This window comes from Chelatococcus sambhunathii (genome assembly GCF_001418005.1).
Taxonomy (GTDB): domain Bacteria; phylum Pseudomonadota; class Alphaproteobacteria; order Rhizobiales; family Beijerinckiaceae; genus Chelatococcus_A; species Chelatococcus_A sambhunathii.
The window spans coordinates 85,998-101,893 of record NZ_LIOL01000007.1; the positions used below are offsets into that span (position 1 = coordinate 85,998).

General features: G+C 68.2%; 14 protein-coding genes. 4 read left to right on the forward strand and 10 right to left on the reverse strand.

The features are described 5' to 3' along the window. Positions 1 to 3 precede the first annotated feature (3 nt). From ASC46_RS14380 to ASC46_RS14390, 3 genes are read right to left on the reverse strand one after another with little or no spacing between them, the layout of a single operon-like run. On the reverse strand, positions 4 to 795 hold the full coding sequence (locus ASC46_RS14380; RefSeq protein ID WP_055459993.1) for an ABC transporter permease: 792 nt from the start codon (positions 793 to 795) through the stop codon (positions 4 to 6). Next, on the reverse strand, positions 792 to 1,745 hold the full coding sequence (locus ASC46_RS14385) for an ABC transporter permease (protein WP_425349148.1): 954 nt from the start codon (positions 1,743 to 1,745) through the stop codon (positions 792 to 794). The genes ASC46_RS14380 and ASC46_RS14385 overlap by 4 nt, the downstream gene beginning before the upstream one ends. A 5-nt stretch (positions 1,746 to 1,750) precedes the next feature. Continuing rightward, a complete protein-coding gene (locus ASC46_RS14390; protein ID WP_055460089.1) occupies positions 1,751 to 2,926 on the reverse strand; it encodes an ABC transporter ATP-binding protein in 1,176 nt (391 codons plus the stop codon). A 162-nt stretch (positions 2,927 to 3,088) separates the two neighbouring features. Here ASC46_RS14390 and ASC46_RS14395 point away from each other — a divergent pair, with 162 nt between their 5' ends. Both ASC46_RS14395 and ASC46_RS14400 read left to right on the forward strand, forming a co-directional pair. Beyond that, positions 3,089 to 4,483, forward strand: coding sequence for a glutamine synthetase family protein (locus ASC46_RS14395; RefSeq protein ID WP_055459995.1), 1,395 nt, complete (start codon positions 3,089 to 3,091; stop codon positions 4,481 to 4,483). Between the two features lie 27 nt (positions 4,484 to 4,510). Then, on the forward strand, positions 4,511 to 5,791 hold the full coding sequence (locus tag ASC46_RS14400; protein WP_055459996.1) for an NAD(P)/FAD-dependent oxidoreductase: 1,281 nt from the start codon (positions 4,511 to 4,513) through the stop codon (positions 5,789 to 5,791). Between the two features lie 66 nt (positions 5,792 to 5,857). On the opposite strand, the gene ASC46_RS14405 is transcribed toward ASC46_RS14400, so the two are convergent. The 3 genes from ASC46_RS14405 to ASC46_RS14415 form a co-directional block, all read right to left on the reverse strand. Continuing rightward, complete coding sequence (locus ASC46_RS14405) at positions 5,858 to 6,544, reverse strand: Crp/Fnr family transcriptional regulator (protein WP_055459997.1); 687 nt, start codon at positions 6,542 to 6,544, stop codon at positions 5,858 to 5,860. Between the two features lie 163 nt (positions 6,545 to 6,707). Further along, positions 6,708 to 7,400 carry an aquaporin gene (locus ASC46_RS14410; RefSeq protein WP_055459998.1) on the reverse strand — a complete coding sequence of 231 codons (693 nt, stop codon included), beginning with the start codon at positions 7,398 to 7,400 and terminating at the stop codon, positions 6,708 to 6,710. A 262-nt stretch (positions 7,401 to 7,662) separates the two neighbouring features. After that, positions 7,663 to 7,884, reverse strand: coding sequence for a hypothetical protein (locus ASC46_RS14415; protein WP_141659690.1), 222 nt, complete (start codon positions 7,882 to 7,884; stop codon positions 7,663 to 7,665). Between the two features lie 164 nt (positions 7,885 to 8,048). Here ASC46_RS14415 and ASC46_RS14420 point away from each other — a divergent pair, with 164 nt between their 5' ends. Then, positions 8,049 to 9,920: an ABC-F family ATP-binding cassette domain-containing protein gene (locus ASC46_RS14420; protein ID WP_055460000.1), complete on the forward strand. Its 1,872-nt coding sequence runs from the start codon at positions 8,049 to 8,051 to the stop codon at positions 9,918 to 9,920. A 551-nt stretch (positions 9,921 to 10,471) separates the two neighbouring features. Here ASC46_RS14420 and ASC46_RS14425 read toward each other — a convergent pair. The 4 genes from ASC46_RS14425 to ASC46_RS14440 all read right to left on the reverse strand — a co-directional run bounded on the left by ASC46_RS14425 (position 10,472) and on the right by ASC46_RS14440 (position 14,515). Then, a complete protein-coding gene (locus tag ASC46_RS14425; RefSeq protein WP_055460001.1) occupies positions 10,472 to 10,840 on the reverse strand; it encodes a hypothetical protein in 369 nt (122 codons plus the stop codon). Between the two features lie 19 nt (positions 10,841 to 10,859). Continuing rightward, the gene (locus ASC46_RS14430) at positions 10,860 to 12,428 is read right to left on the reverse strand and encodes a S10 family peptidase (RefSeq protein ID WP_245280559.1); all 1,569 of its coding nucleotides are present in this window, start codon (positions 12,426 to 12,428) and stop codon (positions 10,860 to 10,862) included. A 121-nt stretch (positions 12,429 to 12,549) separates the two neighbouring features. Beyond that, entirely contained in the window at positions 12,550 to 13,002 is a 453-nt protein-coding gene (locus ASC46_RS14435) for a DNA polymerase III subunit chi (RefSeq protein ID WP_055460003.1), read from the reverse strand. Between the two features lie 10 nt (positions 13,003 to 13,012). Then, entirely contained in the window at positions 13,013 to 14,515 is a 1,503-nt protein-coding gene (locus tag ASC46_RS14440) for a leucyl aminopeptidase (protein WP_055460004.1), read from the reverse strand. A 219-nt stretch (positions 14,516 to 14,734) separates the two neighbouring features. Here ASC46_RS14440 and lptF point away from each other — a divergent pair, with 219 nt between their 5' ends. Further along, positions 14,735 to 15,895, forward strand: a complete 1,161-nt coding sequence (gene lptF, locus ASC46_RS14445) for an LPS export ABC transporter permease LptF (RefSeq protein WP_055460005.1) — start codon at positions 14,735 to 14,737, stop codon at positions 15,893 to 15,895. The last annotated feature ends 1 nt before the right edge of the window (position 15,896 follow it).

The following is a 15,896-nucleotide window of genomic DNA, read 5'->3' on the forward strand; positions in this document are numbered from 1 at the left end:
GCACTACTGGCGCGCGACGGCCGAGCGCTTCGTCGCGAGCGAGGCGATGATCACGCCGATGGTGACGAGCGCCACGAGAATGGTGCAGACCGCGTTGATCTCGGGCGTCACGCCGAGGCGCACCTGGCTGTAGATGCGCATGGGCAGGGTTGTGGCGCCCGGCCCCGACGTGAAGCTTGCGATCACGAGGTCGTCGAGCGACAGCGTGAAGGCGAGCAGGAACCCAGCGAGCACCGACGGCGCGATGAGCGGCAGCGTGATGGTGAAGAAGGTCTTCAGCGGCGGGCAGCCGAGATCCATCGCCGCCTCCTCGAGGCTGCGATCGAAATCGACGAGGCGCGCCTGCACCACGACCGTGACGAAGCACATGGTGAAGGTCGTGTGGGCGAGGACCACCGTCCAGAAGCCACGGTCGAAGTCCACGGCGACGAAGAGCAGCAGCAGCGACAGGCCGGTGATCACCTCCGGCATCACGAGCGGAGCATAGACCATGCCCGTGAACAGCGTGCGGCCCGGATAGCGCCCGTAGCGCACGAGCGCGAGCGCCGCGAGCGTGCCGAGCACCGTCGCCGCCGCCGCCGAGAGGAAGGCGACGCGCAGCGAGATCCAGGCCGCCTGCAGCAGTTGCTCGTTCTGCAGCAGCGAGATGTACCACTGCGTGGAGAACCCGCCCCAGACCGTGACCAGCCGCGAGGCGTTGAACGAATAGACGACGAGGATGAGGATGGGCAGGTAGAGGAAGGCGAAGCCCAGCGTCAGCGCCGTCGCGTCGAAAAAGCCGAAACGCCGGTTCATTTCGCCTTCTCCCAGCGCCGCGCCTCGATGTCGCGATAGGCGACGATGGGGCCGACGAGGAGCACGAGCAGCACGACGGCGACCGCCGAGGCGAGCGGCCAGTCGCGGTTGGAGAAGAACTCGCTCCACAACGTGCGCCCGATCATCAGTGTCTCGGAGCCCCCGAGGAGGTCCGGGATGACGAACTCGCCGACGACGGGGATGAAGCACAGGAGGCAGCCGGCGAGAATGCCCGGCATGGCGAGCGGCACGGTGATGCGCCAGAAGGCGCGCAGCGGCGGGCAGCCGAGATCCTCGGCCGCCTCCAGCAGGTTGTAGTCGAACTTCTCCAGCGTCGCGTAGAGCGGCAAGACCATGAAGGGCAGGTAGGAATAGACGATGCCGATGAAGACCGCCGTGTCGGTGTTCATGATCTGCAGCGGCTCGCCGATGAGCCCCAGATTGATGAGAAGCGCGCTGAGCAGCCCTTCGGGCTTCAGGATGCCGATCCAGGCATAGACACGGATGAGGAAGCTCGTCCAGAACGGCAGGATGACGAGCATGAGCAGCGTCGGCCGCCAGCGCTCCGGCGCCTTTGCCATGGCATAGGCGATGGGGAAGCCGATGGCGAGCAGCAGGACAGTCGAAACCGCCGCAATACGCAGCGAGGAGATGAAGGACGAGAAATAGAGGCTGTCTTCGAAGAGCAGCGAGAAATTGTAGAAGCTGAGCTGCGAGAGGGCTTCGCTGAGGCCCTCGAGACCGAAGGAGAGGTCGAAGACCGGCCGGTAGGGCGGCTGCGCGGTCGCGGGCTCCGACAGCGCGATCTTGAAGACGATAACGAAGGGAATGAGGAAGAAGAAGGTCAGCCAGAGGAAGGGCACGGCCGGGATGAGCGCGCCAAGCGCCCGGCCGAAAGCGCCCCGGTCGGGCGGACGCGGGGCCACATCCATTCTTTCTTGATCGCTCATCGTCTTCACCGCGTCAGGACGACGCCCGCCTCGGGCGCGAAGTGAACGAAGACCTCATCGTCCCAGCTCAGCGGCCGCTCGACGAAGCGGGTGGCATTGGCGCGCGACACCCGCAACGTCCTGCCACTCGCCAGGCGCACCAGGTAGATCGTCCAGTCACCGAGATAGCCGATGTCCCAGACCGTGCCGGCAAAGACGTTCGGCGTCCCCGCAGGCGGTGCCTCGTGGGTCAGCACGAGTTTCTCGGGACGCAGGGCGAGCGCCACCTCCTGGCCGGGCTTTAGCGGCTCGGCGACGCCCGCGACCGAAACCGAGGCCGGCGCGTCGGCGACTGCGAGCGTGCAGCGCCCCTCCCCGGCTTCGCTCACCTTGCCTTCGAGGATGTTCACGTCGCCGATGAACTCCGCCACATAGCGGCTCGCCGGCTGCTCATAGATCTCGCCCGGGGTCGCGACCTGGACGATGCGGCCGTGATCCATGACCGCGATGCGGTCAGCCATGGTCATCGCCTCCTCCTGGTCGTGCGTGACAACGAGGAAGGTCATGCCGAGCTTCACCTGCAGGTCCATCAGCTCGAACTGGGTTTCCTCGCGCAGTTTCTTGTCGAGCGCGCCGAGCGGCTCGTCGAGCAGCAGCACCTTGGGGCGCTTGGCGAGGGCACGGGCGAGCGCCACGCGCTGGCGCTGACCGCCCGAGAGCTGGGCCGGGCGGCGGCGGGCAAAGGGCTCAAGCTGCACGAGGCGCAGCATCTCGACGACCCGCTCCGTGATCTCGGCCTTCGGCAGCCTGTCCTGCTCGAGGCCGAAGGCGATGTTGCGCTCCACGCTCATGTGCGGGAAGAGCGCGTAGGACTGGAACATCATGTTGACCGGGCGCCGGTAGGGCGGCACGCCGGAGAGGTCCTGGCCGGCGAGCACGATGCGCCCCTCGCTCGCCGCCTCGAAGCCCGCCAGCATGCGCATCAGCGTGGTCTTGCCGCAGCCCGAGGGCCCCAGCAGGCAGAAGAACTCGCGCTCGAAGATGTCGAGCGACAGGTCGGCCACCGCTGCGACGTCGCCATAGCGCTTGGTGACCCGTTCGAAGCGGATGAAGGGCGTCGCCGCAGGGTCGGCCCAGGGGGCGAAATCGCGGCGCACGGCGCCGATTGCCAGCGACCCGCGCCTGCGCCCGTCGACAGCCATGGACATTCCGGCACTACCTCCCAAACCGGACCGTTGCGGGCGCGCACGTTAGTCGCAGCCGGGCCCGGCGACAACAGCGAGAGCGATGCTCTCGGCGCGGGTGGGCAGTTGACAGGCCGGGGGGCCGCACCGTTACCTCTCCCGGCATATCAGGCGGATGACATGGCGAAGAAAAGAGCGCACCAGAACAAGGTATCCCACACCCGCGGCGCCGCTTCCATCGAGGAGGCCCGCGCCTTCGTCTCCAAGCGCAACATCGAGGAGATCGAGTGCGTGGTGCCGAATCAGGCCGGGGTCGCGCGCGGCAAGGTGATGCCGGCGGAAAAGTTCTTCGGCGGGCCGACCATGAGCCTGCCCGGCGCGATCTTCTACCAGACGATCGCCGGCGACTATCCGCACGAGGTGCTCGACAAGGACGCCCCGGCGGATGGCGATCTCGTGCTGGAGCCCGACTTTTCGACCATCGCTCTCGTGCCATGGGCGAATGACCCTACGGCGCAGATCATCCACGAGGCCTTCTATCGCGACGGCCGCCCCGTTGAGCACGCTCCGCGCCAGGTGCTGAAGCGGGTGATCGAGCTCTATCGCCGTCGTGGCTGGCAGCCCATCGTGGCACCCGAGATCGAATTCTACCTCGTTAAGAAGAACCTTGATCCCGACTATCCGCTGGAGCCTCCGATCGGCCGCTCGGGCCGGGCGGAGATCGGCCGACAGGCCTATTCCATCGCCGCCGTCAACGAGTTCGACGACCTGTTCGAGCTCATCTACGACTACTCGGAGGCGCAGGGGCTGGAGATCGACACCCTGATCCACGAGGAAGGCGCCGGCCAGATGGAGATCAACCTGCGCCACGGCGACCCGCTCGACCTCGCCGATCAAGTCTTCCTCTTCAAGCGCACCATCCGCGAGGCAGCTCTGAAGCACGACATGTATGCAACGTTCATGGCCAAGCCGATCGCGCATCAGCCGGGCTCGGCCATGCACATCCACATGTCCGTGACCGACATCGAGAGCGGCCACAACATCTTCTCAGACAAGGACGGCAAGCCGACGGACGAGTTCTTCTCCTTCCTCGCCGGGCTGCAGACGCACCTGCCGGCGGCCATGTCGATGCTCGCGCCCTATGTCAATTCCTACCGCAGGCTGACACGCTATTCGGTGGCGCCGATCAATGTCGCCTGGGGCTACGACAACCGCACCACGGGCCTGCGCATCCCGCCGTCGGACCCCTCCGGGCGGCGCGTCGAGAACCGGGTGCCCTCCTCCGACGCCAATCCCTATCTCGCCATCGCCGCCTCTCTCGCCTGCGGGCTGCTGGGTCTAGAGGCCGGGCTCAAGCCGAGCGATCCGGTCGTCGGCTCCGCCTATTCGCTCGACTACGACCTGCCGCGCGGCATCCTCGAGGCGGCGGCCGCGCTCGAGGAGAGCGAGGCGCTCACCGGCCTCTTCGGCGACAGCTTCGTGCGCACCTATACGGCCGTGAAGCGGGCCGAGTTCGAGACCTTCATGGAGGTGATCAGCCCGTGGGAGCGCGAGTTCCTGCTGCTGAACGTGTGACCGGCGAGCCCGCCGAAGGACGAGCCCGTGCAGAAACCCTCCGCCGGCGGCAATCTCTACGAAACGACCGCGCCGCCGCTCGCGCCGCAGCCGGCGCTCGACGGGCCCGCGCGGGCAGACGTCGCCATCGTCGGCGCCGGGCTGACCGGTGTCGGCGCGGCGCTGACGCTGGCACGGGCCGGCCATGACGTCATCGTCGTGGAGAGGGGCCGCGTCGGCGCCGGCGCCTCCGGCATCAACGGCGGACAGATCCATCCCGGCCAAAGGCGCGACCAGCGCTGGCTGGAGGAGAAAGTCGGCAAGATGCGCGCCCGCGCCCTGTGGGACTATGCCGCCGAGGCGCACCGCTGGCTGTTTGAAGTCATTGAGCAGGAGGAGATCGCCTGCGCGCTGCAGCGCGGCCTCATCACGCTGGCGCACCGCCCCGCCCTCTTCCGCGATCTCGCCGCCGACGCCGAGCATCTCGCGCGGCATTACGGCGCGAGCCATCTCACGGTGGTCGAACAGGCGGACCTGCCGCGCTACACGGGCGCCGAGGGCTATCACGGCGCCGTCTTCGATGCCGAGGGCGGCCATCTCGACCCGCTGGCGCTGACGCGCGGGCTCGCCGCGGCCGCCCTTGCGGCTGGAGCCCGCATCGCCGAGGACACGCCGGCGACGGCCCTTGCGAGGACGGGGGCGGGATGGCGCCTCGCGACGCCGCGGGGCGACATCGACGCGGCTTCGGTCATCGTCACCGGCGACGGCAACAACGGCCGGCTCGTGCCGACGGTGGCCGACCACGTCATGCCGCTCGTCAATTTCATGATCGCCACCGAGCCGCTCGGGCCATTGGCGGATGCGGTCTTCACCGGGCCCTATGCGGGCGCGGACACGCGCTTCGTGGTCAATTACTTCCGCCGCACGGCGGACGGGCGGCTCGTCTTCGGTGGGGGCGAAAGCTATGGCGCCACGCTGCCACCGAACTTCGCCGAGCGTGTGCGCCGGCGCATGCTGCCCATCTTCCCCATGCTGGCCGACGCCCGCATCACCCATGGCTGGGGCGGCGCGCTCGGCATCACCGCGCCGCGCCTGCCCTTCGTGCGCCAGATCGAGCCCGGCCTCCACGTCGCTTCCGGCTACAGCGGCCAGGGCGTCATGCTCGCCCCCTTCACCGGACGGGCCATCGCCGAAGCCATCCTCGGCGACGACCGCCGCCTGTCGGTGATGACGGATCTTCCCGTGCCGAAACTGCCCGGCGGGCGCCTGCTGCGCCGGCCGCTGCTGATTGCAGCGATGCTCGGTTTCGGCCTGCTCGACAGATTGTAAGGGTAGCGCGCGGGCCTGCCCCTCTCCTCTTCCCACCGGAGGGTAGCCGCTCGGCCCTTGTCGCGCCTAAAGATCCTCGCGCAGCGCCTCGGCGACACGGGCCTCCAGCACCTCCGGTTTCTTGAGCACGAGGGCGCCGCGCGTGCGCTCCACGAGGTCCTCGCTCGACAAAGCGGTGAACTCGCGCGTGACCTGTTCGCGCCGGCAGCCGATGCGGGCCGCAAGCACATGGTGATAGGGCGGCGGTGTGACCACGCGCTCGCCGGGATGGCCGGCGCGCGGCTGGGACAGGCGCAGCAGCTCCGAATAGAGCCGGTGCCGCAGGTCGAGGACCGAATGTTCCATGAGACGGGCGTTGAGCTCGCGCACGCGGCCGGCGAGCAGGCGCAGAACCTTGTCGCAGACGACCTTGGAGGCGAAGACAATCTCGCGGAACACCGCGGCCGGCATGATGCACACCTCACCGCGCGTCAGCGCCGTCACATTGGCCGAGCGCTTGACCCCGTCGATGGCGGCAAGCTCGCCGAAATACTGGCCACCGCGCATCTCGCCGAGGATGACCTCCTTGCCCGACTGCGTGCGCACCAGGATGCGCACGTCACCCGCGACGAGGAAATAGACATCCGTCGAGGCGTCCTCGAAGTCGACGAGCACCTCATCCTCGTCGAAACGGCGCCAGTTGCAGCGTGTTTCAAAGGGGCCGAGATCGATATCGATGTCCCTGAAAAAGGCGACCCGCGCAAGCGATGCCATGGTTCCTCCCCCCTGCGGCCGAAGCACGAAACGGACACGCCGCGACGGCGCCGCGCGTCAGCCCGAACCGGCCGGCACACCGCTCCCTGGCGGCGTGCCAGCGCTGCGCATCGTTCTTTCCCCGGGCCGCAAGGTCAAGACCGCGGCGGGGGCAGCGTCGTCCTCAGGCATCAAGCGCCCGCGAGCGGAAGGCGAGCCCGGCGCACAGCCCGCCGAGGATGGGCGTGACGATGAACAGCCACAGCTGCGCCAGCGCCTGCCCGCCGACGAAGACGGCCGGGCCGAGCGAACGGGCCGGATTGACCGACACGCCGGTGACGTTGATGAAGACGATGTGGATGACGACCAGTGTCAGGCCGATGGCAAGGCCGGCCGCCGGTGTCGCTCCGGCCCTGGACGTTGCGCCGAGGATGACCGTCGTGAAGAGGAAGGTGGCGACAAACTCCGCCACGGCGGCGGATACGGTGCCATAGGCGCCGAGATAGCCCTCCCCCCAGCCGTTCTGCCCGAGGCCGCCGGTCGCGACGTCATAGCCACCGGCCCGGCCGCTGGCGATGAACAGGAGGACCGCCGCCCCGACGATGCCGCCGAGACACTGGGCGATGATGTAGCCGGGAACGTCGGAAGTCGGCATGCGCCCGGCCGACCAGACGGCGATCGTCACGGCCGGATTGATGTGACAGCCCGACACCGGGCCGATGCCATAGGCCATGGCCGTGACGGCAAGGCCGAAGGCAAACGCGACGGGCAGCATGCCGAGCGGAAACGTAGCCCCATAGCCGCCGAGAACGACAGACCCGCAACCAAACAGCACGAGACAAGCGGTGCCAAGCAATTCAGCCAGATATTTCTTCATGTCTGCCCCCTGAGCCTGTTCGCTCTTCGGACAGCCGGCCATCAGGAATCAGGCCGGCGAACAGACCAAAGTGGACCATCAATCGCCGATCGCATAAATCACAATATCTGCAAATAGATTTGGATTAAGAACAATTGCAGGGACCGCCGGTCGGAAGATTAGGCAGTGGCATTGCAGATCTTCCAATCGGCGATTGCAACGGGCGAAGCGCGCGCCGTCACCTCAAACCGGAAATCTGCCGTCTCGCGCCTCCGCGTCGTGGTCAGGACAGGCGCACCAGCGCCTGCCCCTGCGCCACGTGACGGCCGGGGTCCTCGCCCATCGGCGCATGCGGGTTCTGCCGCACTGGAGCGGCGGCGGGCGCGGGCGGCAGGCGCCGGTCCCAGGCGCTCTCGAGCACCAAGACGATGCCGACGGCCAGCGCGAGGACAGCAAGCACGAGAGCGCCGAAAGAATGCTGGGTATCGGAACGGCGACGCAACATGGCGCGAATCACAAGCTGTTCACAGGTCATCAACAGGCTCTGGGTGACTTATCCACAGGGCGGCTTCGCGGCGGCATTGTGGCATCAGCATGACGGCGCGGCACGAAGTCCGCGGGGCTCGAGCCGGGGCTTGCCCCCCGGGACGCGGCGCGCGACAAGACGCCATGCTGCACGTCAATGATCTCACCTACCGGCTCGGCGCCCGCGTCATCCTCGACGGCGCCACCGCGGCCTTGCCGCCGGACGCCCGCATCGGCCTCGTCGGCCGCAACGGCGCCGGCAAGACCACGCTGTTCCGCATCCTGCTCGGCGAGATCGCACCGGAGAGCGGCTCCATCTCGATTCCGCGCAACCTGCGCATCGGCGCGGTCGCGCAGGAGGCGCCGGGGGGGCCGGAGCGGCTCATCGACATCGTGCTCGCCGGGGACAAGGAGCGCACGGCCCTCCTCGCCGAGGCCGAGACGACGAGCGATCCCATGCGGCGCGCCGAGATCGAGACCCGGCTCGTCGACATCGACGCTCATTCCGCCCCTGCCCGCGCGGCCGCCATCCTGCACGGCCTCGGCTTCGATGCCGACGCGCAGCAGCGGCCCTGCTCGGACTTCTCCGGCGGCTGGCGCATGCGCGTCGCGCTCGCGGCCATCCTCTTCTCGGAACCGGACCTGCTCCTGCTCGACGAGCCGACCAACTATCTCGACATCGAGGGCACGCTCTGGCTCTACGACTATCTCGGGCGCTATCCGCACACGGTGCTCGTCATCAGCCACGACCGCGAGTTGCTCGACACGGCCGTCGACCACATCCTGCACCTCGACCAGGGCAGGCTGACGCTCTACCGCGGCGGCTACACCTCCTTCGACCGGCAGCGGCGCGAGAAGATGGCCCTGCAGGCGAAGGCGCGCGTGAAGCAGGAGGCCGAGCGCAAGCACCTGATGGCTTTCGTCGACCGCTTCCGCGCCAAGGCGTCGAAGGCGCGGCAGGCGCAATCGCGCCTCAAACGGCTGGAGAAGATGGAGCCGATCGCCCCCGTCGCCGAGGAAGAGGCCCTGCCCTTCGACCTGCCCGGCCCCGCGCGGCCGCTGTCCCCACCCCTCGTCGCCATGGAAGGGGTCGGTGTCGGCTATGACGGGCGCCTCGTGCTTGACCGGCTCAACCTCACCATCCTGCCAGATGATCGCATCGCGTTGCTCGGCCCCAACGGCAATGGCAAGTCGACCTTCGCCAAGCTGCTGTCCGGCCGCCTGAAGCCTGTGAAGGGTGAAGTGCGCCATTCGCCGAAGCTCACGACGGCGTATTTCGCGCAGCACCAGCTCGACGAACTCGTGCCGCAGGAAACGCCCGTCGACCACGTGGCCAGGCTGATGCCGGACGCGCCCGAGGCGCGCCAGCGCTCGCGCGCCGCACGCATGGGCTTTCCCGGCGCCAAGGCGGATACGCCCGTCGCCAATCTCTCGGGCGGCGAGAAGGCGCGGCTGCTGATGGGCCTTGCCGCCTTCGCGGGGCCGCATCTGCTCATCCTCGACGAGCCAACCAACCACCTCGACATCGACAGCCGCCAGATGCTGATGGAGGCCATCAACGACTACGACGGGGCGGTGCTGCTCATCAGCCACGACCGCTTCCTGGTCGAGGCCTGTGCCGACCGGCTATGGCTCGTCGCGAACGGTACGGTAAAGCCCTACGACGGCGATCTCGACGACTACCGCCGCATGGTGCTTTCCGGCCCCGACAACGGCGGACGCGGCGAAGGCACTGGCGGCGAGAAGGCGGAGCGGCGGCGCGAGGCGGCGCAGAAGCGCATCGCGCTCGGGCCGCTCAAGAAGCGCGTAGAGGCGCTGGAGATGCGGATGGAAAAGCTCTCGACCGCCATCGCCAAGGTCGATGCGGCGCTCTCGGAACCGGATACGTTCAAGAAGAACCCGGAGAAGGCGGCCGAGCTGTCGCGCATGCGCGCCGAGGCGGCCGATGCCCTGGCGAAGGCAGAGGAGGAATGGCTCGCGGCCTCCGCCGAGATCGAGGCAGCGACGGCGGCGTGATCTGTTCAGAGGCACCCGTCGCGGGAGGATGGGGGTGGGGTCCCTGAAAAGGGATTTTCTGCCCCACCCATTCCGGTCTTATAGCACCGGAGGCCCTTCCCGAGGGTGGGAAGGGTCTGAAGTGGACCGCCCTCAACGGGCGTCCACATAGCTAGGTTAACGCCATGTGAGCTGGATTCAAAGAGTTTTCCACAGGGCGGCCAGCCGTGCACAGGGGTGCGCTGGCGGAGGGCTTCCCTATGCCTCCGCCACGCTGCCGGTTACCCCGCCAACGACGGGACGCTGCCCGCCAGCACCGAGCCCGCCATGCGCCGTCATGGCCGGGCTGAACAACAAGCCCGGCCATGACGGCTGCAGGACATTTCTCAGCCGTCATGCCCGCGCTCGTCGCGGGCATCCACGCCCCGGACAAGCGCGCAGGGTTGAAAGGCGTGGATGGCCGGGACAAGCCCGGCCATGACGGCTGCACGACGTTTCCCGCCTTCATGCCCGCGACGAGCGCGGGCATGACGGCGAGGACGTTTGCCGGCCTAACTTTCCACGATCCGGGCCTATTCGACGACCCGGGTCAGGCGGTTGTCGGTGAAGAGGTAGAGCTTCTTGCCCGACGGCTCCTGATAGAGCACCTGCACCTCACGCTGGCCCTTGCCGCTCTCGCCGATGAGCACGTCGGTGGGCTGGCCCTTGAGGCCGACGAGCGCGCATTCGGTCATGCCGAGCGCGATGCCAGCCGGCCCGCCCGTCGCCGGATTGAGGCTCGCGTCCGCCGTGCAGCGTCCGTCGGGGCCGAGCACCGGCTCGCTGGTGCCGGCATGCACGGTCACGGACCGGTCGTTGACGAATGCCGTGCCGCCCACGTCGGCGCTGCAGGCGCCGAGCAGAAGGGCCGTGGCGCAGGCGAGCGCGTTCTTCACCATCATCGTGCTGTCATCCCATCTTTCACTTGATCTCTTCGTAGAGTGGACGCACGGCGTTCGTCAGGGCGCGGCGCGAGACGTCGCGCGTATAGAACATATGGCCGCCCGGCAGCACCGCGAGCTCGACCCGCCCGCCGTCGCTGCCGAGCGCCGGCAACTGGTCGAGCGCGAGCTTTGAGGCAAAATAGGGCGTCACCAGATCGGTGAAGCCGTGCACGACGAGCGCCCTGGCCCGCCCGTCGAGCGCCAGCGCGTCGGCGAGGTCGCCGAGCGCCTGCGGCTGGCGGCGGCCGGAGCCCCAGTTCCAGCGGCTGCTCACCTGCCGATTGAGCAGGTGATAGCGGCCGTCGACCCGGTAACCCAGTTCTCGCGCCAGATAGTCGACGCTCGCACTGGTGAGGGGCGCGACGGAGCCGTCGAGCACGGGATCGTCGAAATCCGACCGGGCGGCGAAGGGGTCCGGGTCGAGCCCCGTGACGGCGCCGTCGTAATAGCTGCCGACCCGCTCGCGATCCCTGTGCAGTTCGCGCACGAAGCTGCGCATGTCGACCCGGCCGGCGAGCCGGCGCACGAAGGCCTCGTCGAGGCCGGTGAAGCGGGTTACTTCGGCGACGAAACGCTCCGTCGCCTCCCGATCGCGCGGGCCGCGCAGGAAATCGGCGAGGAATGGGCCTCCGGCATAGCGCTCGGCCTCGGCGAGCTCGTCGCGGCTGGTGATGGTCCGGCCTCCCCTCTCCAGCGCCGTCGCCGCAAAGGACGGCAGCCGCGCCGCCTTGGCGAGCGGCGATACTGCCCCGTCCTCGATAAGGCTGAAATCGAGGACCGGCGAGATCATGACGAGCGTGCCGACACCGATGCCGAAGCGTGTCTGCAGCGCGCGGGCGAGCTTCGGCACGCGGAAGCCGCCGTAGCTCTCGCCGACGAGCCCCTTGGGCGACGCGAGGCGATCGTAGCGGTTGAGGAACTGCCATACGAAGCTGCCGAGCGCCGAGATGTCGCCATCCACGGACCAGTAGCGGCGGCGCACCTCGCCGTCGCTCGTCAGGAAGCGGCTGAAGCCGGTGCCGACCGGATCGACGAAGACGAGATCGGTGAAGGGCAGCCAGCTCTCCGCATTGTCGCTCAGCACGGGCGGGCTCGACGGCACCTCGCCCTCGTTGCCGAAGGACAGGCGCCGCGGACCGAGCGCACCAATGTGCAGATAGGCGGAGGCCGCGCCCGGCCCGCCGTTGAACGCGAAAGTGATCGGCCGCCGCTGCGGATCGGCGCCCTTCCTGAAATAGGCGACGAAAGCGATGTCGGCTTCCTCGCGGCCGTTCGCGCCCTCGAGCACGATGCTGCCGGCGATGGCCTGGTACTCGATCGTCTCGCCGCCGATCGCGATCTGGTGCTCGGTGGCGACGGCCGGCGGCAGGCGCCGGGATTCGGGGCGCTCGCGGCGGGCGTCGCTCCGCGGCTCGCCGCCGTGGTCATCCGCCTGCGCCGCGGCGGCGGGGGCGCCCTCGCCTTCCTCCTGCGCGACGAGTGGAGCGGCGAGGCCGAGCGGAAGAAGCAGCGCAAGCAGAAGCAGGAGAGAGGCGCGTTTCAGCATGGGTCCGTCCGGCTGGCGCATTGGGAAGGCATGTTCCGCGTGCGATGGGGTTGTACCGACAAGAGGCCGGAAACGGCCGAGCGGCAGTGGTGCGTCGGACCCGTGGCAGGAAAAAGGCTGTTCAAGCCTTCTTGATCCAGCGGCCCGCCTCGTCCTGCTGCCAGTAGGTGGCGGCAAGGCCCAGTTGGCGCGCCCGCTTCCACTCTTCACGCGCGGCGGCGAGCGCGTCCTCGTCGTTGCCATCGAACATCAGCACGATGCGCTCGTAGCCGTCGACGGCCTCCGGCAGCCGCGCGGCGGCGGCGAGGAAGCGCACCTGCGCGCCATTGGGGTTGTGCGCCCCGGTGGTGAGGAGAACGGGCTGGCTCGCCGCATCCGCCTCCTTCTCGGTGCCATGAGGCAGGAAGCTCTCCTCCGAGAATGTCCAGAGGTGATCGTCGAGCGCGCCGAGACGCTCCTCGTCCGGCACCTCTATGACGACGCGCCAGCCGCGCTCGAGGCTCCTCGTGACGAGCACCGGCAGCACCGCCTCGAGCGGCTGGCGCTGCAGATGGTAGAACAGCACTTCGGCCATGGCGTTCCGGTCAGCTCTCGTAGTGGTCCCTGACCAGCCGGTCGAGCAGCCGCACGCCCCAGCCCGAGCCCCAGCTCTGGTTGATGTCGCTTGCCGGCGAGGACATGCCGGTGCCGGCGATGTCGAGATGCGCCCATGGCGTGTTGTTGACGAAGCGCTGCAGGAACTGCGCGGCCGTGATCGAGCCGCCGTTGCGCCCGCCGGTGTTCTTCATGTCGGCGAACTTGGAATCGATGAGCTTGTCGTATTCGGGTGCGAGCGGCAGGCGCCAAACCTTCTCGCCCGTGGCGCTGCCGGCAGCGGCGATCCGCTCGGCGAGTTCGTCGTCGTTGGAGAAGAGGCCGGCGTGCTCGGTGCCGAGCGCCACGAGGATGGCACCGGTCAGCGTGGCGAGATCGACCATGAAGGCAGGACCATACTTGTCCTGCACGTGCCAGAGCACGTCGGCGAGCACGAGGCGCCCCTCGGCGTCAGTGTTGATAATCTCGATCGTCTGGCCGGACATGGACGTGACGATGTCGCCCGGACGCTGGGCCTTGCCGTCCGGCATGTTCTCGACAAGGCCGATGGCGCCGATGGCATTGACCTTCGCCTTGCGGGCGGCGAGCACGTGCATGAGGCCGACGACGCAGGCGGCGCCCGCCATGTCGCCCTTCATGTCCTCCATGTTCTGCGAGGGCTTGATGGAAATGCCGCCCGTGTCGAAGGTGACGCCCTTGCCGACGAAGGCGACCGGCTTCACGTCATCCCGGGCGCCGTTCCAGCGCATGAGGACGACGCGGCTCTCGTTGTGCGAACCTTGGCCAACGCCGAGCAGGGCCCGCATGCCGAGCTTCTTCAGGGCCTTCTCGTCGAGCACCTCGATGTCGACCCCGAGCTTGGCGAGTTCCGCCGCGCGGTCGGCAAAGGCGGCCGGGAAAAGCACATTCGGCGGCTCGTTGACGAGATCGCGGGCGAGGAAGACGCCATCGGCAACCGCCGCGCGAGGCTTCCAGGCGCGCTTGGCGGCCGCCGGATCGGCGACATGCAAGGTGACCCGCGCCGGCGCGCCGCCGTTGTCGTCGTCCTTCTTCTTCGTCTTGTAGCGGTCGAAGCGGTAGGAACGCAGGAGGAGGCCGAGTGCGAAATCGGCCGCGGCCTCGGCCGAAACGGGCGCTTCGCCCGGCGCCTCGAAGAGGACGCGCGCATGGCCACCGGCCGAGAGCTTCGCGCAGACGGCCCCACCCAGGGCAGCCCAGTCGAACTTGGCCCGCTCCTCGCCCTCGCCGAGCCCGGCGACGATCAGCCGGTCGGCGGCAAGGCCATTCGGCGCCGTCAGAACGAGCAGGCTCTTGGCCTTGCCCTTGAAACGCTCGAGATCGGCGGCGCGCGCGATCGTCTCATCGAGCCCCGCCCCGACGAGGCCGGCAGCGGCGCGCGCGCTCTTGCGATCAGCGCCTACGAAGACGACGACGTCGCCCCCGTCCGTCAGCTTGTCGTAAGGCTTGAACTCGAGCTTCACGTTCTGCGCCATGTCGTCGTCCCCGTTGCCGTTCGGCGCGCGGCCCGGCCGTTGCTGCCGCGAATCCGGCCCGTCGTCCGTGGCACATATAACATGCACGGTTGCCTTGGGCAGGCCGGCCCGGCAATGACAAGACAGCGAGGCGGCACGTCTTGCCTCTTGCCGAAGCCGCTGAGGGGGATTAGCTCCAAACGCACGAGCGACGGGACGGGGCGCCACCAGGCGAGATAGATGGGCCAGATCGAGCGATACATCATGCGCAATGCGGCCGTCGCCTTCGTGGCCTGCCTCGTGGCGCTCACGCTCGTCATCTGGGTCACGCAGATCCTCCGGGAGCTCGACCTCGTCACCGGCAAGGGACAGACCTTCGCCATCTTCCTCACGGTGACGATGCTTTCGCTGCCGGCGCTCATCACCATCATCGCGCCGGTCGCCCTGTTCATTGCCACGCTCTATGCGCTCAACAAGCTCAACGGCGATTCGGAGCTCATCGTCATGAGCGCGGCCGGCATGGCGCCGGCGCGGCTGCTTCGGCCATTCGCAGCCATCATGCTCGTGGTGAGCATCGTCGTCGCTGCCATGACGATCCATCTCATGCCGGCGAGCTTTGCCGCCCTGCGCGATCTCATCACCCAGATCCGCGCGGATTTCGTCGCAACGATCGTCAAGGAAGGCCAGTTCACCACGCTCGAATCCGGCCTGACCTTCCATTTCCGCCAGCGCTCCGGCGACGCGCTGCTAGGCATCTTCATGCAGGATCGCCGCGATCCGGAAAGGACGACGATCTACCTCGCCGAGCGCGGCCAGACGGTCGACGTCGACGGCCAGAGCTATCTCATCCTCGAGAAGGGCTCGGTGCAGCGGCAGGAGCCGAACAGCCGCGATTCCGCCATCGTCACCTTCGAGCGCTACGCCATCGACCTGTCGAGCTTCGGCCAGGATGGCGGCGAGATCGTCTACAAACCGCGCGAGCGTTCCACGATGGAGCTACTCTTCCCCGACAAGGAGGAGAACTACTACAAGATGCAGGAGGGGCGCTTCCGTGCCGAACTGCACGAGCGCTTCGCGGCCCCGCTCTATGCCATCGCCTTTACGCTGATCGCCTTTGCCGCGCTCGGCGAGCCGCGCACCACACGCCAGGGCCGCGGCTCGGCCATGGCGGCGGCGCTCATCGCCGTCGTGTTGGTGCGCATCGCCGGCTTCGCGGCCTCGAGCGCACTGGTGCGGACCCCGGCCGCAGTCGTCGGCGTCTATGGGGCGCCGATCCTGGGCAGTCTCAGTGCGCTCTTCCTCATCTTCGGCGGGCACGGCGTCAAGCGCCGCATATCGCGCCTCGCCGATGCCGCAGCCGCGCAACTTGCTGCCTTCCTGCCGCGGGTGCGGAGGGCTTGAC